Annotated in this window: 25 protein-coding genes; 9 read left to right on the forward strand and 16 right to left on the reverse strand. The window is 61.3% G+C overall.

Annotation, left to right across the window (positions count from 1 at the left end; all coding sequences use genetic code 11):
• Positions 1-49: 49 nt before the first annotated feature.
• The 4 genes from pdxS to VJ464_30200 all read left to right on the forward strand — a co-directional run bounded on the left by pdxS (position 50) and on the right by VJ464_30200 (position 3,030).
• On the forward strand, positions 50-931 hold the full coding sequence (gene pdxS, locus VJ464_30185) for a pyridoxal 5'-phosphate synthase lyase subunit PdxS (protein HKQ09429.1): 882 nt from the start codon (positions 50-52) through the stop codon (positions 929-931).
• 99 nt (positions 932-1,030) lie between these two features.
• Complete coding sequence (gene pdxT, locus VJ464_30190; GenBank protein HKQ09430.1) at positions 1,031-1,597, forward strand: pyridoxal 5'-phosphate synthase glutaminase subunit PdxT; 567 nt, start codon at positions 1,031-1,033, stop codon at positions 1,595-1,597.
• A gap of 41 nt (positions 1,598-1,638) precedes the next feature.
• Entirely contained in the window at positions 1,639-2,097 is a 459-nt protein-coding gene (locus VJ464_30195; GenBank protein HKQ09431.1) for a GNAT family N-acetyltransferase, read from the forward strand.
• A 75-nt stretch (positions 2,098-2,172) separates the two neighbouring features.
• Positions 2,173-3,030: a sugar phosphate nucleotidyltransferase gene (locus tag VJ464_30200; GenBank protein ID HKQ09432.1), complete on the forward strand. Its 858-nt coding sequence runs from the start codon at positions 2,173-2,175 to the stop codon at positions 3,028-3,030.
• Positions 3,031-3,088: 58 nt separating this feature from the next.
• Here VJ464_30200 and VJ464_30205 read toward each other — a convergent pair whose 3' ends face one another.
• From VJ464_30205 to VJ464_30250, 10 genes are all read right to left on the reverse strand, one after another.
• A complete protein-coding gene (locus VJ464_30205; protein HKQ09433.1) occupies positions 3,089-4,522 on the reverse strand; it encodes a peptidase M18 in 1,434 nt (477 codons plus the stop codon).
• 41 nt (positions 4,523-4,563) lie between these two features.
• Complete coding sequence (locus VJ464_30210) at positions 4,564-5,700, reverse strand: cytochrome c peroxidase (protein HKQ09434.1); 1,137 nt, start codon at positions 5,698-5,700, stop codon at positions 4,564-4,566.
• A 70-nt stretch (positions 5,701-5,770) separates the two neighbouring features.
• Entirely contained in the window at positions 5,771-6,427 is a 657-nt protein-coding gene (locus tag VJ464_30215) for a hypothetical protein (protein HKQ09435.1), read from the reverse strand.
• 104 nt (positions 6,428-6,531) lie between these two features.
• Positions 6,532-7,206, reverse strand: coding sequence for a DUF1326 domain-containing protein (locus tag VJ464_30220; GenBank protein HKQ09436.1), 675 nt, complete (start codon positions 7,204-7,206; stop codon positions 6,532-6,534).
• A gap of 187 nt (positions 7,207-7,393) precedes the next feature.
• Entirely contained in the window at positions 7,394-7,624 is a 231-nt protein-coding gene (locus VJ464_30225; protein HKQ09437.1) for a hypothetical protein, read from the reverse strand.
• Positions 7,621-8,610: an FAD binding domain-containing protein gene (locus VJ464_30230; GenBank protein HKQ09438.1), complete on the reverse strand. Its 990-nt coding sequence runs from the start codon at positions 8,608-8,610 to the stop codon at positions 7,621-7,623. The genes VJ464_30225 and VJ464_30230 overlap by 4 nt, the downstream gene beginning before the upstream one ends.
• A complete protein-coding gene (locus VJ464_30235; GenBank protein ID HKQ09439.1) occupies positions 8,597-10,744 on the reverse strand; it encodes a xanthine dehydrogenase family protein molybdopterin-binding subunit in 2,148 nt (715 codons plus the stop codon). The genes VJ464_30230 and VJ464_30235 overlap by 14 nt, the downstream gene beginning before the upstream one ends.
• Positions 10,737-11,372, reverse strand: coding sequence for a (2Fe-2S)-binding protein (locus VJ464_30240; GenBank protein HKQ09440.1), 636 nt, complete (start codon positions 11,370-11,372; stop codon positions 10,737-10,739). The genes VJ464_30235 and VJ464_30240 overlap by 8 nt, the downstream gene beginning before the upstream one ends.
• 35 nt (positions 11,373-11,407) lie before the next feature.
• Entirely contained in the window at positions 11,408-11,857 is a 450-nt protein-coding gene (locus tag VJ464_30245) for a hypothetical protein (protein ID HKQ09441.1), read from the reverse strand.
• 331 nt (positions 11,858-12,188) lie between these two features.
• On the reverse strand, positions 12,189-12,791 hold the full coding sequence (locus tag VJ464_30250) for an ATP-dependent Clp protease proteolytic subunit (protein ID HKQ09442.1): 603 nt from the start codon (positions 12,789-12,791) through the stop codon (positions 12,189-12,191).
• A gap of 479 nt (positions 12,792-13,270) precedes the next feature.
• On the opposite strand from VJ464_30250, the gene VJ464_30255 reads away from it, so the two are divergent.
• Together VJ464_30255 and VJ464_30260 are read left to right on the forward strand one after the other, a co-directional pair.
• Complete coding sequence (locus tag VJ464_30255; protein HKQ09443.1) at positions 13,271-15,034, forward strand: D-alanyl-D-alanine carboxypeptidase; 1,764 nt, start codon at positions 13,271-13,273, stop codon at positions 15,032-15,034.
• 8 nt (positions 15,035-15,042) lie between these two features.
• Positions 15,043-15,231, forward strand: a complete 189-nt coding sequence (locus tag VJ464_30260) for a hypothetical protein (protein ID HKQ09444.1) — start codon at positions 15,043-15,045, stop codon at positions 15,229-15,231.
• 102 nt (positions 15,232-15,333) lie between these two features.
• Here VJ464_30260 and VJ464_30265 read toward each other — a convergent pair whose 3' ends face one another.
• Positions 15,334-15,711: a hypothetical protein gene (locus tag VJ464_30265; protein HKQ09445.1), complete on the reverse strand. Its 378-nt coding sequence runs from the start codon at positions 15,709-15,711 to the stop codon at positions 15,334-15,336.
• A gap of 131 nt (positions 15,712-15,842) precedes the next feature.
• Positions 15,843-18,131, reverse strand: a complete 2,289-nt coding sequence (locus tag VJ464_30270; GenBank protein HKQ09446.1) for a GAF domain-containing protein — start codon at positions 18,129-18,131, stop codon at positions 15,843-15,845.
• 383 nt (positions 18,132-18,514) lie between these two features.
• On the opposite strand from VJ464_30270, the gene VJ464_30275 reads away from it, so the two are divergent.
• Genes VJ464_30275 through VJ464_30285 form a run of 3 tightly spaced genes read left to right on the forward strand, consistent with a single transcriptional unit; the run spans position 18,515 to position 22,096 of the window.
• Complete coding sequence (locus VJ464_30275) at positions 18,515-20,758, forward strand: acylase (GenBank protein HKQ09447.1); 2,244 nt, start codon at positions 18,515-18,517, stop codon at positions 20,756-20,758.
• Between the two features lie 11 nt (positions 20,759-20,769).
• Positions 20,770-21,942, forward strand: a complete 1,173-nt coding sequence (locus VJ464_30280) for a membrane dipeptidase (protein ID HKQ09448.1) — start codon at positions 20,770-20,772, stop codon at positions 21,940-21,942.
• Positions 21,943-21,946: 4 nt separating this feature from the next.
• On the forward strand, positions 21,947-22,096 hold the full coding sequence (locus VJ464_30285) for a hypothetical protein (protein HKQ09449.1): 150 nt from the start codon (positions 21,947-21,949) through the stop codon (positions 22,094-22,096).
• A gap of 73 nt (positions 22,097-22,169) precedes the next feature.
• Here VJ464_30285 and VJ464_30290 read toward each other — a convergent pair whose 3' ends face one another.
• The 4 genes from VJ464_30290 to VJ464_30305 form a co-directional block, all read right to left on the reverse strand.
• On the reverse strand, positions 22,170-22,655 hold the full coding sequence (locus VJ464_30290; protein HKQ09450.1) for a DUF3368 domain-containing protein: 486 nt from the start codon (positions 22,653-22,655) through the stop codon (positions 22,170-22,172).
• Positions 22,648-22,899, reverse strand: coding sequence for a UPF0175 family protein (locus VJ464_30295; GenBank protein ID HKQ09451.1), 252 nt, complete (start codon positions 22,897-22,899; stop codon positions 22,648-22,650). The genes VJ464_30290 and VJ464_30295 overlap by 8 nt, the downstream gene beginning before the upstream one ends.
• Before the next feature lie 63 nt (positions 22,900-22,962).
• Complete coding sequence (locus VJ464_30300; protein ID HKQ09452.1) at positions 22,963-23,241, reverse strand: hypothetical protein; 279 nt, start codon at positions 23,239-23,241, stop codon at positions 22,963-22,965.
• 22 nt (positions 23,242-23,263) lie between these two features.
• Positions 23,264-24,712 (reverse strand): menaquinone biosynthesis decarboxylase, encoded by a 1,449-nt coding sequence (locus tag VJ464_30305; protein ID HKQ09453.1) that lies wholly within the window; start codon positions 24,710-24,712, stop codon positions 23,264-23,266.
• Between the last annotated feature and the right edge of the window lie 45 nt (positions 24,713-24,757).

Below are 24,757 nucleotides of genomic sequence, written 5' to 3' on the forward strand. Positions count from 1 at the left end.
CGTCAGTTCACATCGCGTGGAATAATGTTTAAGCAGGGGGTGAAGAATCATGACCGACAATTTGATTCGCTTGAAGACAGGGCTTGCAGAGATGTTGAAGGGCGGCGTGATTATGGACGTCACCGATGCCGCGCAAGCGACGATTGCGCAGGAGGCCGGCGCGGTCGCGGTGATGGCGCTTGAGCGTGTGCCGGCAGACATTCGCGCCGAAGGCGGCGTGGCGCGCATGGCTTCGCCAAAGAAGATTCGCGAGATCATGGCCGCGGTTTCGATCCCGGTGATGGCCAAGGTACGCATTGGCCATTTCGTCGAGGCGCAAGTTCTCGAAGCCCTCGGCGTTGATTTCATTGATGAGAGCGAAGTGCTGACGCCCGCCGACGAAGAGCATCACGTTGACAAGCACCGCTTCAAAGTGCCGTTCGTCTGTGGCGCTCGCAACCTCGGCGAAGCGCTGCGCCGCATCGGCGAAGGCGCGGCGATGATTCGCACAAAAGGCGAGGCCGGCTCCGGCAATATCGTCGAAGCGGTGCGCCACCTGCGCGCCATCACCGCACAGATCAGGCGCTTGACCGTGCTTGGCGAAGAAGAAATGATGACGGAAGCCAAACAACTCGGCGCGCCATATGAAATTGTCCGCATGGTGGCGCGCGAAGGCCGTCTGCCGGTGCCGAACTTCGCTGCCGGCGGCATCGCCACGCCGGCTGACGCGGCGCTCTGCATGCAGCTTGGGGCCGAGACCGTCTTCGTCGGTTCGGGAATCTTCAAATCCTCAGACCCGGCGGTGCGGGCTCGCGCCATTGTCAAAGCGACCGTTCACTTCAACGACCCGCAAGCCATCCTCGAAGCCAGCGAAGAACTCGGCGAAGCCATGCGCGGCCTCGACGTGTCTAAGATGGCCGAAAGCGACTTGCTGCAAACCCGCGGCTGGTAGCGAGGAAGTGACAAGTGACAAGACCTTGTCATTCAGAACCGTGGCCATCTCTGATAGGCGCAGCCTATCTTGTCACTTGTCACTTGTCACTTGTCACCTATGAAGATTGGCGTTCTGGCATTGCAAGGGGACTTCGCGGCGCATGCGCGAATGCTCAGGCGCATCGGCGTCGAGGCGGTCGAAGTGCGCCGCGCTGCCGTCCTTGACGAGATGGATGGGTTAATCATCCCCGGCGGCGAGAGCACGACGATGCTCAAGTTCATCGAGGAAGAAAACCTGGGCGGAGCGATCAAGGCGTTTGCCGCTTCGGCGAGGCCGATATTTGCGACCTGCGCCGGGGCTATTCTGGTGGCCCGCGAGGTCAGCAACCCGCCACAGCCGTCGCTTGGGCTGATGGACATTGCGGTTGCCCGCAATGCCTATGGCCGGCAGGTTGACAGCTTTATCAGTGCGGTCGAAACCAGTTTGCCGGGAGGGCCGCTCGAAGCGGTTTTTATTCGCGCGCCGAAAATCACTGAGGTCGGCCAGGGGGTTACGACTATCGCTACGCTTAAGGGCGAGCCGGTGATGGTTCGGCAAGGCAACCTCGTGGCCGCGACATTTCATCCAGAGCTCAGCGAAGACGACCGCGCCCACCACTTGCTGATCGAGATGGCCGGGGCTTAGAGTCTGTCGCAAGCGACACTTCAAACGGGGGGCCGGCGGCCTTGACGATCCGCGATTATCAGCAGGCCGACTACGACAAGCTTTACGAAATAGACCACGCTGTGTTTAGCGAAGAGGTCGCCTACGACCACTCCGAGCTTCGGTCGTACTTGCGCGCGCGGCGCTGCCGGACGCTGGTTGCCGAGGACGAGGGCGAGATCGTCGGCTTCGTCACGGCCAGCGCCGCGCCGCGCCGCGTCGGCCACATCATCAGCATTGATGTCGCGCCGCACCGCCAGCGACAACGGGTCGGCAGCCGGCTGCTGGAAGCCATTGAAAACTGGTTGTGGGAGAAAGGCGCTGAGGAAATCTATCTTGAAACCGCGGTTGACGACAGCGGGGCGCGCGGCTTCTATGAACGTCACGGCTACATGATCCTCGAACAGCTCGCAGACTATTACGGCGACACCCGCAACGCCTACCGGATGATGAAGGCCAGACGGCCTTCGACGCGGCTCTGATTGCCGTGCTTGAGCGCGCCGCGCTGCGCGTGTTACTTTCACGACGTGGGCCAAGCACCAAGTGGAGAGCGAGCGATGAAAGTAGAAACCGGCGTGATTGCAGCGGCGGGCTCAGGCACGAGGATGTTGCCGGTCACACGGGGTTACCCCAAAGAGCTGGTGCCGGTAATCAACAAACCGGCGATTCAGCTTATCATTGAAGAGTACATCGATTCGGGCATCAAGAAGATCGTCATCATCACGGGCGCCAATCCCGACCCGCTCCACCGTCAGTATGATCTGTCGCACGCGCCGGCGCGCGGCAAGTACCCCGCGTTCGATGCTTTTGCTGATAAGCTGGCGGGCGTCGAGATTATCTTCGAAGCCCAGGAAGGGCCGTATGGCAATGGCACGCCGCTGCTTGTGGCGCGCCGGCACCTTCCCGAAGGCGAAGGCTTCATCTACTCCTACGGCGACGACATATTAAAGACCGCGGTGCCGTTTGCGCGCCAGTTGATTGACACACACAATCGCACAGGCGCTCTGGTCGCCGGCGTGCAGCAAGTTCCGTGGGAAGAGGTCGTGCGCTACGGCGTCGTCGAGTTCAAGCCTGATAGCACGATCAACGAGATGAAAGACGTGATCGAGAAGCCGCCGCGCGAAGAAGCGAAGTCGAACCTCGCAATGTTCGGACGCTTCCTTCTCTCAACCGAAGTCATTCACATTCTCAGCGAAATCCCCCTCGGCCAATCAAACGAGCTGTGGCTGACCGATTCAGTGCGCGCATACATCCGTCGCGGTGGGCGCGTCGTCGCGCAGCCGGTCACGGACGGTGAATGGCTGACCATCGGCGATCCGGTCAATTACCTGAAGACGGTCTTGAAGTACGCCCTCGCGGATGCGGAAATGCGTCAGGCCATCGAGCCGACCATTCGTGAACTGCTCGGCGATTAACGGGGGTCGCGCAAGCTAACCGCCCTGCGCGGCATGGCAAACGCGATTGGAAACGGCTCTAGCTCTTATAAAATGCCAGCATGAAGCGATAGAAGTTCCAGACATCCACCTTCGACGACATCTCGAACGTCGCGTGCATTGATAGCAGCGGCACGCCAAGGTCGATCACCTCCATGTCCTGCGCCGACATGAAGCCGCCAATCGTGCCGCCGCCGCCAACCTCCACTCTCGGCGTTTGCGTCTGCCAGGGGATCTGGTTTTGATCTAGCACACCGCGAATCCGCGCCGTAAACTCCGAGTTGGCATTGAAGCCTCGCCCATACATCTTAATAGCTACGCCATAGCCCAATCGCGCCGCGTTCGACTCTTCCTGCGTATACGGGAAGATCGGGTTGATGCCGTCATTGGTGTCGGCAGATACGACTTGCGCGTTGCGCCGCGCCGTTCGCAGATCGAGATCGTTGTAGGCCGCGCCGCGCTGCGCGCCGATCAGCCGCGCATAGGTCGTATTCAAAAACTCTGAGGCCGCGCCGGTGTTATTGATCGAGCCGACCTCTTCAAAGTTCGACAGGTAAGCCAGGGCGGTGTAGCGCGGCGTCCCCTTCAAATCGATCAAGGCGGTTGCGGCGCAGTACGAAGATAGCCGATCATCCTGGCCATAAGCGCCGACCAGCCCTCGATCCATGCCGACGTCACGCGGCTCCGCGGTCGGCACTAGCTGAAGCTCGGCGCTGACGAAATCTTCCTCTTTGATGTTGTACTTTGAGCTGATCTGGCGAATGACCTCCCCGACCACCGAGCCGTTTTCGCCGGGGATGCTGCCGGCGACCGGGTTCAGCTCTTCGCCGGCAAGGACATCGGTATAAGTCCGGCTGCGCAATTCGCTGTCCGAGTGCGGCGCGTTATCGGGAATCACAAAGATCGGATCGCCGGGCGCGAGGCCGATGCTGACATCTATCGTGCGCCCGTCAGGGGTATCAATGCGGCCAAGCAGGGCGAGCGGCTCGTTGGCCCATTGATATTTCTTAATGCCGCCATAGTAGACCGTCTTGAACAAAGCAAAGCCGCCGGGGGCAGCGACCAGCGGACGGGCTTTCAAGTCAATGTGCGGGCTGTCGTGATGCGTGCCGACCAGGCGCGAGCCGCTGGCGATGGCTTCGGTGCCGACGACGGCGAGAATGACAGCGCGGTCGCGGCCATTGATGATCAGCCGCGCGCCGGGTTTAACCTGGGCGGCTTCGGTAAAATCGGCAAAGCCGGCGGCGCGCGCCTGGCGGATGACTTCGCGCGTCGAGGTCAACGCCGTGCGCGCGACCTTCAGGTACGATTTATACTTCTCCGCATAATCAAAGACCTCTTGTCGCTGCGGCGCGCTCAGTAATTGCCACCCCGACTTCTTGCTTGACCAGACGCTGCCGTCTTGCGCAAAAACCGCCGCGCTCATGAAGGCGCAGAGCAGCGCACACGTAAGCTCGCGCTGAATGGTTTTCATTTTCTTCTCCTCTTGTTTGAATGGGTGTGATGATTGCTGTGCTATTTCGGCCCGGCTGAGACCATCTGCCTGGCCTCGTCGCTGGTCAAGGCTTTGAGGAATTCCACAAGGTCGCGCTGCTCGTCCTCGCTCAAATCCACGGCTTCCAGTTGCCAGTCGCGGAAAGCGTTCTCGTTGCCGCCCTTGACATAAAACTTGACGACATCGGCGAGCGTCGCGGCGCTGCCGTCATGAAAGTAAGGCGCGGTCAGCTCGACGTTACGCAATGAAGGCGTGCGAAAAGCGCCGATGTCGAGCGTGTTGCCGCTCACCAGGAATCTGCCGAGCAGAGGCGCATCCGGCTGCTTGCCTATCTCCGTGAGCAAGGCGGGCGTGAAGTCACCGGCGACCTGCGCGGCCCGGCGGCTTAGGGCAGCGAACCCCGCGGCGGTTGCCGCGACGCCGGTGTTGCGATAGTTGCCGTCGCTCAGAAACGGGTACGCGCCAAAGCCATTATTGACCGTGTGGCAAACATTACAGCGAGCCTTGCCGCGAAACAAAATCAGGCCGCTACGCGCGGCGCTGCTCAGGGCATTGAGCTCGCCCGCCTGGAAGCGATCAAAGGGCGAGTTGCCGGCGACCAGCGTGCGCTCGTATGCGGCGATGGCCCTGGCGATGGCTTGCATGGTAATCGCGCCGCCAAAGACGCCCTCGAATTGCCGCACATAATCCGGCTGACCGCGGAGCCGCGCAATGATCTGCTCGTCGGTCTGACTGCCCATCTCGTCGGGGTTGACCAGCGGCAGCCGCGCCTGGGCTTCGAGCGATTCGGCGCGCCCGTCCCAGAACTGGCCGGTGTTGAACATGGCATTCAGCAGAGTCGGCGAATTGCGAGTCCCACGTCTGCCATTAATCCCTTCGGCGACGGGCCTGCCGTCGGTGAAGGCTCGTTCGGGCGCATGACAGGTGGCGCAACTGACTGTGCCGTTGGCAGACAATCGCTTGTCGAAAAAGAGGGCGCGGCCCAGTGCCACCTTCTCGACGGTCAGCGGATTATCTTTGGGGATGAAGTAGGTCCAGAGGTCACGCGAGATGCCGAGCGGCAATTTGAAGTCGAAGGCCGGCGGCTGCGCCGCAAGGCAAAAGGCAAAAGGTAAAAGGCAAAAGGCAAAAAGCAAGAGCAGACGTGGCGTTTTCAAATCGGTTTGCCCGGCCCTCTTCACTTTTGCCCTTTACCTTTTGCCTTTTGCCTTCGCGCGGAGCGCGGGATTATTGTTCGGCGACCCCTTTGATAACGAAGGCGATGGGCTGCTCGCCCGACGCCATCTTGAGCTTCGCCGCAAAGACCGTGTGATTGTGTTCGTCTGTGGTGACCGCGGGCGCGGCGCTGGCTTCGGGTGAAACCAGGCTCAAAACCGCCGGGTGATTGGTGCCGCTGGCTTTGGCGCTCAATTTCGCAAGTTCTTCAAACTTGAGCACCGCATCAGGGTTGGTGTCCGCGGCGATTGGCACGAGCAACAGGAAATCGCGGATCGGCGAGATGCCCATGTGATTGCCGTCCGTCGGGTGCACAGCGTATCTGAGCGTGTAGGAACCGGCGGGGACGGACTGGCCGCGAAAATCATTCGCCGTCTTAGGAAACCGGATCACACCGATGAATGCGCCTTCGGGCAGCGCGGTGTAGACGGCGCCCGACGCATCAGTCTTGCCCGCAGGCACCGTGGCGCGAAACCAGACCTCACAAAACAGATTGCCATCACCGAGCGTGATCTTATAGCCGCTTGGGTCGAGCGCCTTACGCAAGGCTTCCGAAACATTCTCGCCGCCGAAGCCGCCGATACGCTCGACCTTGCCGCCGTCGGCCGCCAGCGCGGTCAGAGAAACCAGTAAGCTTAAAAAAATAAGGCCCCGTGTTCTACGCAACATCAACGATTCTCCAAAGCGGCCCTTGAATCACCCTGACAGGGCAACGTCACGACAAGCGCGGATTCCCTGCCCCTGTCGTGACGTTTGGGTATGTCGCCAACCAATTAGCGCGCAAAGCTGCCGACAAAAGCGCTGCGCTTGCCATGCACCGTCCAGCGAACGCCGAGGCTCGGCCCCTGGTACTCGTCCAGCTCGGCCACTGCCGGCATGGCGTGAGTGACGCTCACCAGCGGCTGGTAATAGACCTCTTCATTGCCGCAGAGGTGATCTTTTTTGCCGATCATGCGGGTTTCGATGCCCGCCATCTGACCGGCGCGCAACGCGACTTTGTCATAGTGGCCGCCGTCGTGGCTGACCTGTAATTGAATCGGCGCGACCTCGACGCGGACGACGTTCTGTAACAGCTCGCCGGCCATCGCCTGTGCCATTCCGACCAATGCCTGGCGCTGTTCGGCGGTGGCTTTCTCGTCAACGATCAGCACAGCTTTCGCCGGATAGGGATTGTTGTATTGATCGCCGAGCGTCGCGCCGGCTTTGACAACGCCGACAACGCTCAAGCCTTCGAGCGCCACGCCGTTCCATTCGCCTTTGTTGACTCGCCACGCAAGGATCGCCTGATCGCCGCTGAGGTTGACCTCGCCATTGGCGACGCATGGCCCTGTCCAGACATCGGCGCTGCGCGTTTCGACATAATCGCCGCTGATGTGCTGCGCCTGACCGCTTGTCGCAAGCGCCAGCATCGCAACGACCAGAGAAGCTAGAGCAATGATTCTTCGCATACCTTCCACTCCTGTTGAAACCGAGAGCTATCTGCCTTGTAAGAATAGCAGTAGCCACTCGTTAGTAGCCAGGAAGCAGGAGGCAGGAAGCAGGAGGCAGTGATTGTTCTTCGTTACGTGCTGCTGACCGTCAAGACCATTCGTATGTTCTCTTGACTGCTTCCTGCTTCCTGCCTCCTGCCTCCTATCAAACGCGTCCCGTGCCGTAGCAGGCGCGGTCGCCATTGATGCAAGTGATCGGCTCAGCGAGCTGGCCGTCCGGGCCGATGCAGGTCTGCGTGTAGACGCACCAGAAGGTGTCGTTGGTCGCGGGCGGCACCGTCGGGTCATGCTCGACCTGAATAAACATTCCCTTCCAGTTCAGGCATGGACAGAGGTCTGGGTGTTCCGTGTTGAAGCGTTCGGCTTCGGTGATCATTTGCCACCTCCTTGCGCCGCATCGAGAATCGCGCGCTTGACCGCGACGCGCGCCAATTGGATTTTGTAGCCGTTGCCGCTTAGAGCTTTGGCCTTGCTGACCGCCGCGTCGCCCGCCGCCGTGGCCGTCGCTTCGCTGATCGCCTTGCCGATGAGCGCCGCCTCGGCCTCCGGCGAGCGCCAAGGGATCGGCGCGACATGGCCCAGCACGATGCGCGCCGCGCTCACCTTGTCGCCGTCCATCTTCAGAGCGACCGCCGCCGTCGCCAGCGGCCAATCAAGCCCCTCTCTCTGGTGCACCTTATAGGTCGCGGATCTCATGCCCGCCACCGCCGGCAGCATGATGTGCGTGACGATCTCGTTAGGCTTCAAGTCGTGTTCACGGTCGCCTTCGGCTTTCGGGATGACGTAGAACTGTTCCGCCGCCACTTCGCGCGCGCCCTTCGGCCCGAAGACCGCGAGCTTCGCGCCATAGACGATCAACGCCGCCGCGAGGCTCGACGGGCTGACGAAATAAGCCGGGCCGTCATTGCCGAGTATCGCGTGATAGCGATTGTCACCGGTCGGCACGAGCGGCTCGCCGCTGCTGTCTCTCGCCAGCAAGCCATACCCCGCGCGGTAATACCAGCAGCGCGGGCGCTGGCAGAGGTTACCGCCGACCGTCGCCATCGCGCGGACCTGCTGGCTGCCAATGCTTTCGGCGGCTTGCACCAAGGCGCGATAGCCGCTCACCTGCGCATCATCAACCAACTCTTGCAGCGTGGTTGATGCGCCGATGGTGAGCGTCTTGTCCGACCTTGAGCGGACGCCGTGCAGGTCTTTGATCTCTTTGATATTGACGAGCCGCTTCGGCTGCGCGACATCGTCTTTCATCAGCGAGATCAAATCGGTCCCGCCGGCAAGCACGGCGGCGTCATCCCAGGTGGTGCCGAGCAGCCCGACGGCCTGCTCTTTGGTGGTTGCGCTGGCGTATTCAAATGCTCGCATCTTTTCGGCCTCCTTTCTGTTCCAACGCCGCCAGAATCTTGTCAGGGGTCAGCGGCAGCGTCGGCACGCGCACGCCGATGGCGTTGGCGACGGCGTTCGAGATGGCTGCGCCCGGCGAAATCACCGGCGGCTCGCCTAACCCGATGACGCCGCGCTCGTCGTAGCCCTTGCCGGTCATCATATGAACCTTGAAGTCGCCGATGTCGCCAATCCCCGCCAGCTTATAAAACTCCATGTTGGGGTTCAGCATCCGACCGAGCTTCTGATCCATGATCTTCTCTTCGTAAAGCGCGTAAGCAACGCCCATGATCAACGCGCCGTAGACCTGGCTCTCGGCGGTCTTCAGGTCAATGATCAAGCCGCAATCCTGCACGGCGACCATGCGGTTCATCTTGACGATGCCGGTTTCGATGTCAACCGACACGTCGGCCATCTGCACGCCGCCAACGCCTTGATTGATCAAGCTGCCGGGGCCGGGATTCTTGCCGCGCACGGTGAGCGGCATGCCGCCGAGCTTCTGGCAGGCTTGCTGCCAAGACAGGCCGCGGTTGGGCTGGCCTTTGACTTGAATGCGCCCGCCAACGGCTTCCAGTTCTTGCGGGTCGGCGTTCAGCGCCGGCGCGACTTTCGCAAACAGCCCATCCAGCGCATCGAGCGAGGCGCGGCGGGCCGAGGCCGAGACGCCGCCGATGGTCGTCGAGCCGCCCGACCCGCCAGAGACAGGGTAACGGCTGTCGCCGATCAGCAGCTTGACGGCTTCGAGCGGCACGCCGAGCGTGTCGGCGACGATGATCATCACCGCCGTTCGCGTGCCTGTGCCGAGGTCTTGCGTGCCCATCTTCATTTCAATCGAGCCATCGGGCTGAATCGTCAGGTCGCAATCGCTCGGATGGCCGAGGCCGCCCCAGGTGTGAATCGAAAGCCCCATGCCGCGCTTGATCGGCCCGGCGGTCTTGTCGCCGCGCTCGTGCCAGTTCTTCTTCCAGCCGATGAGGTCCGCGGCGATGCCAAGCTCTTCGCGGTAGACTGCGGCGCGGGCCCCGACCAGGTCCATGTTCTTCAGGAAGAAATCGACCGGGTCCATCTTGACCGCCGCCGCCGCGTCTTCGAGCGCCGTCATGGTGATGGCGCAGCCCTGCGGGTGTCCGGGTGCGCGCCAGGCGCGGGCGCTGCCGACATTGTTGACGATGGCTGTGTGCTGCTTACGCTGGTTCGGAACGTTGAAGATGTAGGGCAGTGGCGGCGAGCCGCCGCTTCCCATACCGCCCGAAGCCCACGATTCCGACTGCCAGCCGGTGATCGTGCCGTCTTTCTTCAAAGCGATTTTCACCTTCGCATAAGCCGAGGGGCGCGAGCCGGCAACCATCAGCTCGGCGTCGCGCTCGTTGAACATCTTCACAGGCTTGCCGGCTTTCTTCGATAACCGCGCGGCGGTGATGTCCCACTCGTCGGGACTGAACTTGCTGCCGAAGCCGCCGCCGATATGGTCTTGCACACAGCGGACGTTGGCGGCAGGAATCTCAAGCGGGCGAGCGATTTGCCCCGGCGCGCCGCTCACCGCTTGCGTCGAAAGGTGCGCCAGCACGTTCTGCTCGCCTTCCCATTCCATCACCGAGCCGTGCGGCTCAAGACAGCAGTGCGTGATGACCGGCAGGCCGTAGAAGCCTTCGACGGTCAGCTCGGCTTCGGCAAACGCTTTGTCGGCATCGCCGACGGTCTGCGCCGCCGAAGGCCGGGCGTTGTCGCCTGCGGTCTTCGGGTCCCGATCAACAACAAGGTGCGGCAGCACCTCGTAGACGACTTTGACGGCGCGCGCCGCGTCTTCGGCGGTGGCTTCGTCAACGGCGGCGACGGCGGCGACCGAAGCGCCGGCCCAGAACAGCTCGGTGCCGGGCTGCTGGACGATATGCACGGCTTTGACGCCGGGCATCTTTTCGGCGGCGCTCATGTCAATGCTGGTGACACGCGCGTGGGCGTGCGGGCAGCGAACGATCTTGCCAAAGAGCAATCCCTTCGGGTTGTAATCGAACGAATACTTCGCCCGGCCTGAGACCTTCTGCGGGCCGTCAACCCGCGAGATGCGTTTGCCGATCAATGTGCGTTTGTCAGCATCGGGCCATTTATACTCAGCCATTGCGTCGCCCCCCTTTCTGCTGATTGGCGGCCTGCATGACCGCGGCGCGAATCCCCATGTAGGTGCCGCAGCGGCAGAGATTGCCGCCCAGCCCTTTCTGAATCTGTTCGGGCGTCGGGTTGGGATGCTTGTCTAAGAACGCCTTGCAGGCGACGACGAAGCCGGGTGTGCAGAAGCCGCACTGCTGCGCGTCGTTGTCGATGAACGCTTGCTGGATGGGGTGCAGATTGTCGCCCTGCATCAAGCCTTCAACAGTGGTAATGCTGCGGCCCTGCGCTTCGATGGCCAGCACGGTGCAGGAGTAAGCCGGCTTGCCATCAACGATGACCGTGCAAGCGCCGCACGTGCCGCGGTCGCAGACGCGCTTGGCGCCGGTCAGGTCGAGGTCATTGCGCAAAGCTTCGAGCAAGGTGACGCGCGGCTCGATTTCTGTTTTAAACGCCTTGCCGTTGACGGTCAGCGTGACCGGGATTTTGCCGGGGCCAAAAACTTTGACCTCAGCGCCGCCGGCGCGCACAATGCGCGGGCCAAGCACCAGCGGCACGGTCAAAGAGATGCCCGATACTTTAAGAAAGTTTCGCCGCGAGATGCCTTCCTTCTCGACGACCTTGTCATCATCATCACGCATCGGTTGCCTCCCTGATTGAGCAAGCCGCGTCCCGATCACTGATCGGTCGCGGGCGTTTCACGCAGTTCCATCTCATTGCGACAGCACGGGCAGAGGCCGGGGGCGTAAGCCCGTATGTTGCACAGCTCGCAAAAATAATAGATGTCGTAGAGCTTGCCTTCGCGGATTGATTGCACGCGCACGATTTCGAGTTGATCGTCAGCCGCCATTTGCGCCGTAATCTGCAACTCGCGCCGGCGCACCCGCAAATCGGTGAACATCGCCGTGGCGGCATCATCTGCCGAAAAAGCGTGTAGCTTCCCATCGCTTCCCGATAGCGCAAAGCGCGCGCCCGGGCCGTCACACGCCGACGATGCGCCCGACCGCTTGCCCGCCGCGTCGAGACAAACGATGTGACCGCGCAGCACCACAGGCGGCGACTGAACGGCGGGGGTCGCAAGTGGCGCGGCAAACGCCATCAGCAGAAAAATGATCAGCGGGCTCATGCGCGGTTACTCTTTACGAATCTGTTTGCAGTGGGCGCAGAATGCGCTCCATTTCCCGGCTCCAGGAAAACCACAACCGAAAATCGAATGAGTGGCGCTTTGAGCTTCCCTGGTCGCTGGCCGGGCCTTAGCGCTGGCTACGTTATCACACAGAGCGACCGCGGGGCAACGAGCGCGCCGCTACCCTGTGAGCCTGGCATGAATTGATTGCAATTTTTTACAAGCGAGGTCTGGAGAGACAGGCAGTCAGAAGTAGCGCAAGCTGTTAGCTTGCGCAAAGACTCGCGCAAGCTAACAGCTTGCGCTACTTCCAAACAAAATTCGGGCCGGACTACGCCTCTTGCGATGAATTGACGGCGCTGCTCTCTTCTTGCGGGGCGGGCGTTTCGACGACCGGCAGATTGGCCACGGTCGCGCCGACGGCGACCTCGCCGGCAATGACCTGGGAGACGAAGCCCATCTCCATCGCCTCTTCGGCGCTGAAGTAATGATCGGCCATGTCTGTGAAGAACATCTGCCGCGCCTGCGTTTCAGAAACCTCTGTGTCGCGCGTATAGATGCGCAGCAGTTGTTTGACGGTGCGCTCCAACTGGTCAACGCGGTCTTTGAGAAAGGCGCGCGGGCCGTCGCTCTTCCACGAGATGTCGTGCGACATGAACTCGGTGTTGGGATAGCTGGCGCGGCGCCCTCTGTCCGCCGCCAGCAAGATGGTGATGGCCGACGAATGGACTTTGCCGAGGCCAACAATGTGGATGGCGCAGGGCGCGGCGCGCAGCACATCATAAATGGCCAGCGCGTCTGTGACCGAGCCGCCGCATGAGTTGATATAGATGGTTATCGGCTCGCCCGACTCCTCGAACAATTCGTGGAGTTGAGCGATGAATTTCTCGGAGCGCTCATTGTTGATTTCGCCGAATAGATAGACTTTTCGCATAATCACCAAAGACTGAGGGGTCTTTGCTCCTTCCAAATCTATTGGAAATCCTGCCGCCAGCGGCCAGGGTCGCGCTGCTGGTACAACCTTAAAAATCGCTTGAGGGCGTTCGGCCTGCGCCGGCTTCGGGGCCACCGAGCCAGTATGGGTCGCGCAGGTGGGTCCATCATAAACGAGGAAGCCGCGGCATTCAATTAGATTTTCGCAGCCAGCAATTGGTTGGCAGCGCCCGCGCCGCCGCCATTCAATTTATTGCGTTTTTATTAAGCTGTGGCATCTGCTTGCAAGCTATGTTATTGTACCGTGGAACGCCTTTTAAGGACGCTCGGTCCTAGCCCCCGTTAGACCATCATGATGTCTCGTCAAGATAGCCGATGGATTTTCGCCAGCGGATACGGCGGTCATCAGGGCGTTCGGCGCTTCGACCATACGGACGCAGTCACGTTCAAGCATTTAGGCACAGGATGGGTTTCCGCTTTATGAAATCACGAGTCCTTCCCTCCCGCACTCTCCTCGTTGTTTTGATTATCACCCTCATCGGCGCGCTTGCTCTGGCCGCGCCTGTAAAGCGCGGTTCGCGCCACGGCGGCGGCTCGCGCAAAGCCAGCAAAGCGTCGGGCCACAAAGCCAAAGCCAGCCGCCGCGGCGGCAGGTCGGAGCGCCTCTCGGCCCGCGGCGGGCGCGGACGACAGGGCAAACTGGCGCGCGGACGTGGCCGCTATCGCGGCTCGCGCTGGGCAAGGCATAATGTGGCGGCTGTGGGCGGCGGGCACGGCTCGCGCGTCCATGAATACCTGAGCCAGGAGTGGTCGAAGGAACAGACCGCGCCGCTCGCGACACCGGCGAGCCAGTCCGCAACGCCGACAATGACCGCCGTCGGCAATCAATCCAACCGGCAACTGGCAATGGGCAACGCTGTGCCTGCGCCGGCTTCGATGCCGGACACCGCGAAAACCAGCCCGTTGAACCAGGCGCTCGGCAATCCGTCGTCGCAGGCGGCCAATCAAGTTCCTGGCGATGCCACGCAGATGCCGCCGGCGAACCCGCTGGTCCAGGCTTATGCCGACAGCCTGGCGATGCGCGGCATCAGCGCCGCCAATCAAGGCTTCATCGTCACCACGCTGAAAGGCGAAGTGCTGGCCGAGCATAACGCCGACAGGCTCTACAACCCGGCGTCGGTGACCAAAGTCGCCACCTCGCTGACGGCGATCTCGCGGTTGGGGCCGGATTTCAAATTCCGCACGGCGCTCTACACAGACGGCGCGCTCGACCCGGCGACAGGCATTCTGCACGGCTCGCTTTATGTGGTCGGCGGCGGCGACCCGGCCTTCTTCTATGAGAACGCCATGATGGTCGCCGACAAGCTCAACCGCGCCGGCGTTCGCGAAATTGACGGCAACTTCTACGTCCTCGGCCATTTCTATTTCAACTTCTCGACCTCGCTCGAAGCCTCGGCCAGGGCGTTGCGCAGCTGCCTTTCGTCAGATAGCTGGACCCCGGCAGCCCACAGCGCCTACTCGCGTTTCCTGGCCATGCGCGCCGTCGAAGGCGAGCCGCTGTCATCCGCTCAGATGGCCACGCCGCCGTCGCTAAAGATCACCGGCCAGACGATCACCAGTCAGACGATTAACACCGCGCCGCTCAAGCCGCTGGCGACGCATACGTCGCTGCCGCTCTTGCGCGTGCTCAAAGGCTTGAACGACTTCTCGAACAACTGGATGGCGACGGTCATCGGCAATCTCGTCGGCGGCCCGGACGCTGTCGAGCGTTTTCTCAAGATGGAGGTCGGGTTCAGGGACGACGAAGTGCAGTTCGCCACGCCTTCGGGGCTGGGCGCGAATTACATCTCGCCGCGCAGCACAATCACCATCCTGCGCAAACTGTTGGCTTACCTCGACAGCAAAGGGCTGACGATTGATCAGCTATTGCCGGTGGCGGGCGTCGATGCCGGGACGCTGCAAAGGCGATTCACGGACACCTATCGCGCGGCGGTGGTCGGCAAGACAGGCACGTTGTCGGGCGTGAGCGCGCTGGCGGGCGTCGCTTATACGCGCGGGCGCGGGCCGCTGCTCTTCGTGATCTACAACCGCGGCGGCTCTGTGCCTTCGTTCCGCGCCGCGCAGGACGAGACGATCAAGAAAGTCATCACCATGTACGGCGGCCCTGTGCCGGTGCGCGTTTCAGGAAATCCGCTGTCGCGGGCGCAAACCGTTGGGGCCGAGCATAGCTCGCCGAGGCGATAGGCGAAGCAATGAAAGAACTGACCGCCGTACAGAAAGCCCTGCTGGTGTGGAGCGTCGGCTTTTTGATTGCCGCCGAAGCGGCGAAGTATCTACGACTCACAGGGCGAGCGGCAAAGATCATCGGCCTGTTTGAGCTGCTGCTAGCCATCGCCACCGGCGTCGCCGTCGGGTTGGCCGCCCGGTTCAAGAAAGCTTAAGGCGTGATTGACGGAACGCAATTCGGGCCGCGCTGACGTAAATCGGCGCGGCCCTTTCATTTCTTAAAAGCTCTAAAAGAGCTTGCCGGTTTCGGCTTCTCCTTATTCGTCAGCCGAAAAGTCCATATCCTCGCCCGTCTCGAAATAGGCGGCGTAGATGCGCTGCGCCAGGTCGAGCCGCTCGCTTTCGACCAGCACGCGCAGCTCGCCGAGCAGCGCCAGATGCGGCATCACCGATAGCGAATGCGCGCCCTGCACGATGACCCGGACATCATGTTGTTCGAGCAACTGCTTGATGAGCATGGCGACCGGGTAGAGTCGCGGGCGGCACAGCTCGACGTATTCGACCGGGCGGCGTTCGATTGCCTCCAACTCTGCCGCCGTCTGTTCATTCATCGTCACCGGAAACAGGCCAATGCCGCACGCCGGGCAATGCGACTGGCTGCCCGCATACTCGTCGGCACAGATTGGACACAACATCAACATGGTCTTATTAATTCGATAACAGACACTACCACAGATTTCAGCCAGCTGTCAGGGGACAAGAATCTAGCGCCTTGCGCTACATGCCAACCGCCTTGCGCGACATGGTTACCCGGCAGACAAACGGCTCAGCCTTGCTTCTCGGCCCCATCTTCGAGCCGCCGCGAGCGCGCGCCGCCATATTCGATCAGCCAGTCTACATCGCCCTTCATGCGCCGCGCCGCCGCATAGATGCCGCGGACCGCATCATGTTGCTCCGCGGTCAGCGGCCCATAGTTGCCGCGCTCCAGCAACTCCGCAAGTCCAAGCACGCTCTGTAGCGAGCCGTCAATTTCGTTGCCGGCGTTGACGATGAATTCGCTCTTCAGCCGGTTGATGTCGAGCAGTTGTTGCGAAGAGGCTTCGACGCGCGCCAATTCACTACGCAGCCGGTCGCGTTCCTGGCGAGCTTCGGCTTCGGTGCGGCGAATGACCTCGGCTTCGGCGCGCGCTTTCGCCTCGGCGGCTGAAGCCTTCGCCAGCTGCCCACGGCCTTGCTGGTCAGCGGCGCGCAGCTCGTTCAGGGCACGCTCGGCATCTGCGAGTTTCTGCTCCAACTCACGGATGCGCCCGGCGGCCTGGCCCCCCGTGCGCAGCGCCTCTTCGCGCGCGCCCTGCACTTCGCGCAGCGCCTTGTCGTGCGCCATCACGTTGGTCAAAGAAAGCGCCAGCTGGCGGGCAACGCGGTCGGCGAATTCAATCTCGTCCTGCTGCCATTCGCGCGTACGGTCACACTGGTGCAGGTAGAGCAGGGCGCGCATCGTCCCCGCGATGCGAACCGGGACGATCATTTCCGACATGACCTGTAGCTCGTTGGCGCGGTCATTGCCCATCGGCGAGGCATGGCGCGAATCGTTGATCGCCATCGGCTCGGCGTCGGCAAGCGCCGCCAGCCGGGTCAGCTCAGGCGACGCGAAAGTGACTCCAGCAGCCGGTTTCACGCCCTGCGCCACGAATTCATGGCGCACAGGCATGGCATCGCTCTTGTCGTCGAGCGGCACAATCAAGGCGCGCGACACACCGAGCGCGTGGCCCAGTACTTCGACGACGGCCTCCATCACTTCGCCCGGCGTGCGCAGGTTGTGTAACGCCTCTGATAATCCCATGTAGGCGCTCTCGACGCGCAGCCGGTCGCCGCGCTGCTCTGCGCCTTTCATGATTTCGGAGATGATCGAGGCTGCCGATTTGAGGCTTCGCAGGTCGGATTCGCTCCACGGGTGCGGCTGCGACTTATGCACTTCGACGATGCCGAGCGCATGGTCATCACTCGCCACAGGCACGCCGAGGTAAGCGACAATGCCGCTCTCGCGCGCCTCGCGCGGAAAGATGCAGCGCGGGTCTGCCGGCGCATTCTCTAACGATAGCGGCTCGCCCGTCTGAGCGATGTTGCCGGCTAAGCCCTGGCCGACGGGCAGCGGCAAGAACTCGGCAGACTTCAGCCCATAGGCCGCGACCATTCTGACCATTGCCGCGCCCGGCTCGATCCGCCACAGCGCGGCGCTCTCTGCGCCCAGCAGCCGAGCGACTTCGCGGGCGATGCCGGCGAGCGGCGACGGCTGATCGAGGCAAGCAATCACGGCGCGCGAAAACGCTGCGCTGCGCGAGGCGCGCTCATCGAGGGCGAACAGTTCCTGGCGCTCGCGCTCGAACTCAAGCGCAACCGCCAGCCGGTCGCCTAGTCGAGTCACAGGCTCGCGCAGGCGTTGCAGCGATTCGGGCGTGACCGTCGGCGCGGCTTGCGCCAGAAAGGTGCCCGTCCAATCATAAGCCCCGCGCCAGGGAAAGACGACGATGTCGAGACCAGCCGCCAGTGTCGCCTGCGTCATCGTCCCATCCGCCCGTGCCGCCGCCTCGCCTTCGACGGCCGCTTCATCGGGCGGCTGAGCGTCGGCAAGCGAGCCTGTGACAAAGGTGGCGGCGGGCAGCTCGCCGGTGAAGAAACCGAGCTTGGTCTGCTGCGGCTTCCAGAAATTGCCGAGGGTGTTGGCATTGAGCGCCTCGGGCAGCGACGCTTGCAGGCCGGGGGGTTGGCCGTTTTCGGTCTCTTCGGGCAAGACGTTCTTGAGCTGCTCGTCTTTCTCGCGCCCCACATAGACCGCCAGCAACGGCAGGCCGAGGTAATCGCGGAATGCCTGCGCGGCTTCGTGGGCGACGGCGGCGGCCTCGCGCATATACGGCACCTGCTCGGCGGCGGCGGCAAACTGGTGCTCGCGCTCCATCTCGACCAGCTCGGCGCGCAGCGCCGCTTCATTCTTGCCTTTGCCGGGCCGCGCGCGCAGGACCAGCCAGATGATAAGGAAGAAGATGATAAGGACGATGGCCACGACAGCGATGAGGAAAATCGGGTTATGCAAAAGGCTTTGCAACGTTTCGGACATACTTTATCCTCGCGGGGCGGGACCGATTTGATCTCGATTTGATTTCGATTTTGAAGCGCTCCACTCGAATGGCGTGGCGACTTCGACGACCTCCTGCCAGTCCATGCGTCAGAAGAATAGTCGGAAACCCTGCGCCAGCGCAACACAGGAAATGATGAATGTTGAATGATGAATGACGAATTAAGCAGACGAAGTCCCATTACGGTGGGCGCCGTAGGCTGACGGCGGCCTTCAGGCCACCGCCTGCCCTGCGGCAGTTCATCACTCATCATTTCTCATTCATCCGTCTGTAGACTGCTTGCGCCGCCGCGATGGCGAATGTAGAATCCGCACATCTTCTCTCAGACAGACCCGAGCTATAGGCCGAAGAAAGGAAATTGATTATGCACACCCGCGTCGTTTTGAGGTCGCTCACAATCGCGCTAGTCGTCATGGCATCCGCACAGTTTGCCACACCCGCTGACCGGAAAACCGATGACCGAGGCAAGGTTGAAAGGCTCGCCCGCTCGGTGACGATTTATCGTGACAGCTACGGCGTACCGCACATCTTTGGGCCGACCGACGCGAGTTGCGTCTTCGGCTATGCCTTCGCCCAGGCCGAAGACAATTTCTGGCAGATCGAAGACAGCTACATTCGTTCGCTCGGTCGCGCATCGGAAATCTATGGCCCGCGCACCGTAGCCGACGACCTGCTGAACCACGCGCTGGAGATTCCGCGACTCGCCAAGGCCGAGTACGAGCGCTCCAGTCCGCGCATGAAAGAGCTATGTCAGGCGGTCGCCGATGGCTTCAACTACTACCTCGCGACGCACCCCGAAACCAGGCCGCGCCTGATTACGCACTTCGAGCCCTGGCACATGTACGCCTTCAACCGCTTCGCCATCTATCAGCTCTTCATCTTCGGCAAGTCGGGCTTGAGAGTCGAAGAGATCAAGAGCGCCGTGCGCGAAGCCGGCGGCGACAATGCCGCCGGCTCGCATGGGCAGCTGGGTTTTAAGATTTCAGACCTCTACGAGAGCGCCGATGGCATGGAAGCGGCAGTCGGCTCGAATATGTGGACGGTGACGCCGCAGAAAAGCGCCAGCGGCCACGCGATGCTGCTCATCAATCCGCATCAGCCGTTCTTCGGCCCGGGTCAATGGTACGAAGGCCACGTCCACAGCGGCGAGGGCTGGAACATGAGCGGCGCGTCGTTCTTCGGCTCGGGCTTCCCGACCATTGGCCACAATGAATTCCTCGGCTGGAGCCACACGGTCAACGACCCGGACATCAGCGATGTCTATGTCGAAAAATTTGACGACGAGAAGAACCCGCTGGCTTACCGCTACGGCGATGGCTATCGCGTGGCGACCGAATGGGCGGACACGATCAAGGTCAAGACCGACAAGGGCGTCGAGACTCGAAGCTTCAAATTTCGCAAGACACATCACGGGCCGGTGGTCGCCGTGCGCGAAGGCAAGCCCTTAACGCTCAAGCTGGCGCGGCTCGAAGATGGCGGCCAGATCGAAGAGTGGTACATGATGAGCAAATCGCGCTCGCTGAAAGAATGGCAAGCGGCGATGGCGCGCACCGCCGTGCCGATGTTCAACGCCATGTACGCCGACCGCGAAGGCAACATCTTTTACGTCTACAACGGCGCCGTGCCGCGGCGCTCGCTGAAGTTCGACTGGCTGAAGCCCGTGGATGGCAGCAACCCTGAAACCGAGTGGCAGGGCTATCATTCCTTTGCCGAGTTGCCGCAGTTGTTGAACCCGAAGTCGGGCTTCATGCAGAACTGCAACCAGACGCCATTTACGACGACCAGCGAAGGCAGTCCGGTGAAAGAGAACTTCCCTGCCTACATGACGCGCGAGAGCGACAACGCGCGGGCGAAGATTTCGCGCCGCCTGCTCAGCTCGCAAGCAAAGTTCACCTTTGACGAGTGGGCGCGGCTGGCCTTTGACACGCGCATACTGGAAGCCGAGACGCAAATCCCTGAAATTGCCGCCGAGTGGGAAAAGCTCAAGCAGGCCGACGCGGCGCGGGCTGAACGGCTGAGCGAAGCGGTCAACGAGCTGAAAGCCTGGGATCATGTCTCGACATTTGAATCGACGCAGATGACTTTGTTCACGCTATGGTTCGACCGCTATCTCAGGTCGCGTGCGCAGAACCCCAAGGGCGAATGGCTGCGCGTCCGCGCTCTCGAAGAGGTCGCCGCCGGCCTGATGAAGGATTGGGGCACTTGGCGCGTCGCCTGGGGCGAGATCAACCGCTTGCAGCGCATTCAATCGGGCGGCGAGCTGGAAAGCTTCGATGACGCGAAGCCGAGCCTGCCGATTGCCGGCGCTCCCGGCCCGGTCGGCGTCGTCAATAACTTTTATACGCGGCCTGAGAAGGGGCAGAAGCGCCGCTATGGCGTCGCCGGCACTTCGTTTGTGAGCGTCGTCGAGTTCGGCCCGCAGGTGCAAGCGCGCTCGCTCTTGCAGTTTGGCGAGAGCGCCGATCCGGCCTCGCCGCACTATCTGGATCAGGGCCGCCTCTACTCGAAGCGCGAATTCAAGCCGGCGTGGTTCACGTTACAGGAGATCAAAGCGCACAGCGAGAGCGTCTACCACCCCGGCGTGAAGCCTGCGAAGAGGGCCGCGTAGTGGGAGCGGCAATGCGGGTTACGCGGCGCGCCGCACTGCGAACATTGGCTATGGGCGCATGCGCCGCGCCGGCGGTGCTGCGCGGTCGCTTTCGCCTCTTCGGCCAGGCAGCCGCCGAGTATTCCGCTCGCGCGATTGATCTCGTGGGATCGGCTACGGTCGTCGATCTGCTCAACCAGTTCCAGTTCGCAGATTACTCAGTCAGGCCGCCGAAGAGTGACCGGTGGCTCACTGTCCCCGGCAGCTTCACGGCAGCCGACGCGGCGCGCTACCGCGAGTCGGGCATCACGGTGTTCGCTTTGGGTCACGGCCCCGGTGATTATGAGCGCGCCATCCGCTTCTTTGCCGACTGGAACGGTTTTCTCGCGGCCTACAGCGACTGGCTCACACGCGTCGACGACGTGTCAGACTTCGCGCGGGCCAAGGCGAGCGGCAAAACCGGCGTGATGCTCACGTTCCAAGACTCCGCGCACTTCCGCTCGCCGAACGATGTGCAGACTTTCTTCGGGCTGGGGCAGCGCCTTTCTCAGCTTACCTATAACTTCAACAACCGCATAGGCAGCGGCTTTCTCGAACAGCGTGACGGGGGCTTGAGCGTCTTCGGCCTGTCCATCCTTGAGCGGATGCAGCAGGTCGGCATGGCCGTTGACGTGTCGCATTGTGGCGACCAGACGACGCTCGACGCCCTGGCCGCCGCCAAACGTCCGGTGATCTTTACGCACGCCAACGCCAGGGCGCTCCTGCCCGGACACCTGCGCTGCAAGACCGACGAAGCCATTCAGAAGATGGCAAAGACCGGCGGCGTGATGGGCATCTCCTTCATCCGCTTCATGGTGCGCGACCGTGAGCCTGTGACTGTAGAGCATGTGCTCGACCATGTGGACTACGTCGCCAAGCTCGTCGGCGTGGAGCACGTGGCAATCGGCAGTGATCTGGATGTCATCGGCAACGCGAGCCCCATCGGCGGCGGCTTCGACCCGAAGAGTCAGCCTAACTTTGCCCGCTATCAGTACCACGAGGACACGGATGGGGCGATCAACATCAAGGGGCTGAATCACTCCAGGCGGGTGTTTGATTTGACTGAGGGGCTCATCCGCCGCCGCCACAGCGACGCGGATATTCGTCTCATTCTCGGCGGCAATGCGGTGCGCGCGCTCGGCGCGATCTGGCAAGCGGAAACGTGATAAGATGACGCGCCGTCACCGCATTACATGGATCAAGGGCCACCCCTACTCGAAGCGCGAATTCAAGCCGGCGTGGTTTACGTTAGAAGAGATCAAAGCACATAGCGAGAGCGTCTACCATCCCGGCCAGAAGGCGACGAAGAAAGCGGCATAGTCACAGCGTAGGTATCGCGCTTATCATAGCCCCCCATGCTTCGACAGCGACACGTCCATGCGTCGCCGTCACTTTAAAGCTCCCGCGCCAGTTCCAGCACTGCAATCCGAGTGGACGGATCAAGACGAAACCCTAACGCTTCCAACTCATCAATCACCGGAGTGATGGCAGGCAAATGCCTTTGAGCTTTCGCCTTTAACAATACGCCAAGCGTTCCCGTGAAGGCGATCTTTAACAACTTGGCGTGCCGCCGCGCCAGCGCGTCATCAAGCAGCACCAGCGAATCAGCCGTTTCAATCGCCAATGCCAGTACGTCGCGCTCGCCCGCGCCGAGGTCAGACGCAAGTGGACGCGAAGCGGGATCGCGCACCTGTCGCACCTGTATCCACGATACCGCGGTCAAATCGGGAAGACGGATACCCAGAGTGTGGCCCGCTGTAATTTCATTAAGGACGGCTTCGGGAATGGTGATTTGCCCGTAGAGTTTCTGTAAAAGCTCAAGCAAGTTTGCTTGAAAGAGGTATTGCAGGGGCGAGGTGTCCGAGATAACCTCAGGCACGCGCCAAATCCTCCTGCAATTCGTCTTCGGTCAATCGAAACGTCGCCACGCCGTAATCACTCAGATGGCTCAAGAAAAAAGCTCGCGGCACGCCGGCCAGCACCGCGGCTGCGCCCGACGACAGCCGGCCCAACTCGTACAGCTTGACGGCGGCAGCCATCAGCACCTCGCTGGCGACCGCATCGGGCGACAGCTTGAGCGCGGCCATCGCTTCGTCAGGAATATCTAGCTTGATCTCATGCATGCTGATTCCTCCGCCGCTATAATGCGTTACTTCGGCGACATTCAATCTTTACCATAGCAGCAACTAGGCGGCAATGCATGCGCGGCAGATCTCGCTCGTTCTAGTTTTGAGCGTGAATGTGCCGTAGTTCTTCAGCCCTCTTAAAATCGGCCACAGAAGTGCAACTTCAATAGTTCCAATGCCAACGACCAACAGGATTATCGGCACGATTCCCTTATTGCCAACTGCTAGATTGATGAAAGCGACGACAGCCGTTACGAATCCAATGACGCTGGCTATCCCACCGCCGGTACGCTTCAGCAAAATAAATAAGCCTTTGCTTGGTGAAGGTTGATTAGTCATAAACTGCGACTCAATTACTGACTCACAGGCCGAGTTTCGGCCAGAGCAGATCAATGCGGCGCTTGACCTCTTCGCTCATGTCAAGCTCTTTCGGCCAGGGGCGCGCAAAGCCTTCGCCTTTCCATTTGCGCGTCCCGTCTATGCCCATCTTTGAGCCGTAATTCGGCAGCCGCGCCGCGTGATCGAGCTGATCTACGGGGCCGATCATGAACTGAATGTCGCGCTCCGGATCAATGTTGTTCAGCACACGCCACGCCACCTGATTCAAATCGCGCACGTCCGTGTCGTCGTCTACGATCACCACGCACTTGGTGAACTGCGCCTGCGGCAGCGACCAGATGGCGTTCATCATCTTGCGCGCGTGGCCGGGGTAGTTCTTCTTGATCGATACAATCATCAGGTTATGGAAGACGCCGGCAAACGGCATGTGGTAATCAACGACTTCGGAAAACTGCCGCTGCATCAAGGGCAGAAAAATCCGCTCGATGGCTTCACCCATCCAGCAGTCCTCCATCGGCGGCTTGCCGACAATAGTCGTCTGATAGATCGGCTTCTTGCGGTGCGTGATGCAGGTGACGTGAAAGACCGGGAACTCGTCTTCCAGCGTGTAATACCCTGTGTGATCGCCGAACGGGCCTTCGGTGTGACGCTCGTCTGTGTCGACATAGCCTTCAAGCACAATCTCGGCATTCGCCGGCACTTCGACGTCGACCGTTTCGCACTTGACCATCTCGACCGGGCGCTCGCGCAAGAAGCCGGCAACCATCATCTCGTCAATGTCGTCCGGCAGCGGCATGATGGCCGAGAATACGGTGATCGGGTCAGCGCCGATGGCGACGCCGACTTCGAGCCGCCCGCCGCCCTGCCGTTTCAGGTTGCGTAAGTGCTGCGCCCCCTGCTTGTGAATCTGCCAGTGCATGCCTGTGCTGCTTTCGTCATAAACCTGCATGCGGTACATGCCGCAGTTGCGGCGGCCCGTTAGCGGGTTTTTGGTGAAGACCAGCGGCATGGTGATGAATCGTCCGCCGTCTTCGGGCCAGCACTTGATGATCGGCAGGTTCAGCAGCGAGAACTCGCCCTCCTTCAAGACGCGCTCTTTGCAGGGGCCGTCTTTGACCAGCTTCGGGAACATCTTGCCGAGGTCTGCGAGGCGCGGCACCATCTTCAGCTTATCGATCAACCCTTGAGGCGATTTCACGTCGGTCAGCTCGACAATGCGCCCGGCAATCTCGCTATAATCTTTGACGCCGAGCGCCAGGTGCATGCGCTCGCGGCTGCCGAGGGCGTTGATCAGCACGGGGATTTCCGAGCCGCGCGGGTTTTCGAATAATAACGCCGGGCCGCCTTGCTTCGAAACGCGGTCGGCGATCTCTGTGATCTCTAACTCAGGATCAACCTCTGCGCGGATGCGCTTTAACAGGCCGCGCTTGTCGAGCGCCGAGATGAACTCCCGCAGATCTTGATAGGCCATAACTGAGCAGTCCTTGATTTGAAGTCAGAATGGAGAGCGTAGCAC

The sequence above is a fragment of the Blastocatellia bacterium genome (assembly GCA_035275065.1).
GTDB lineage: Bacteria > Acidobacteriota > Blastocatellia > UBA7656 > UBA7656 > DATENM01.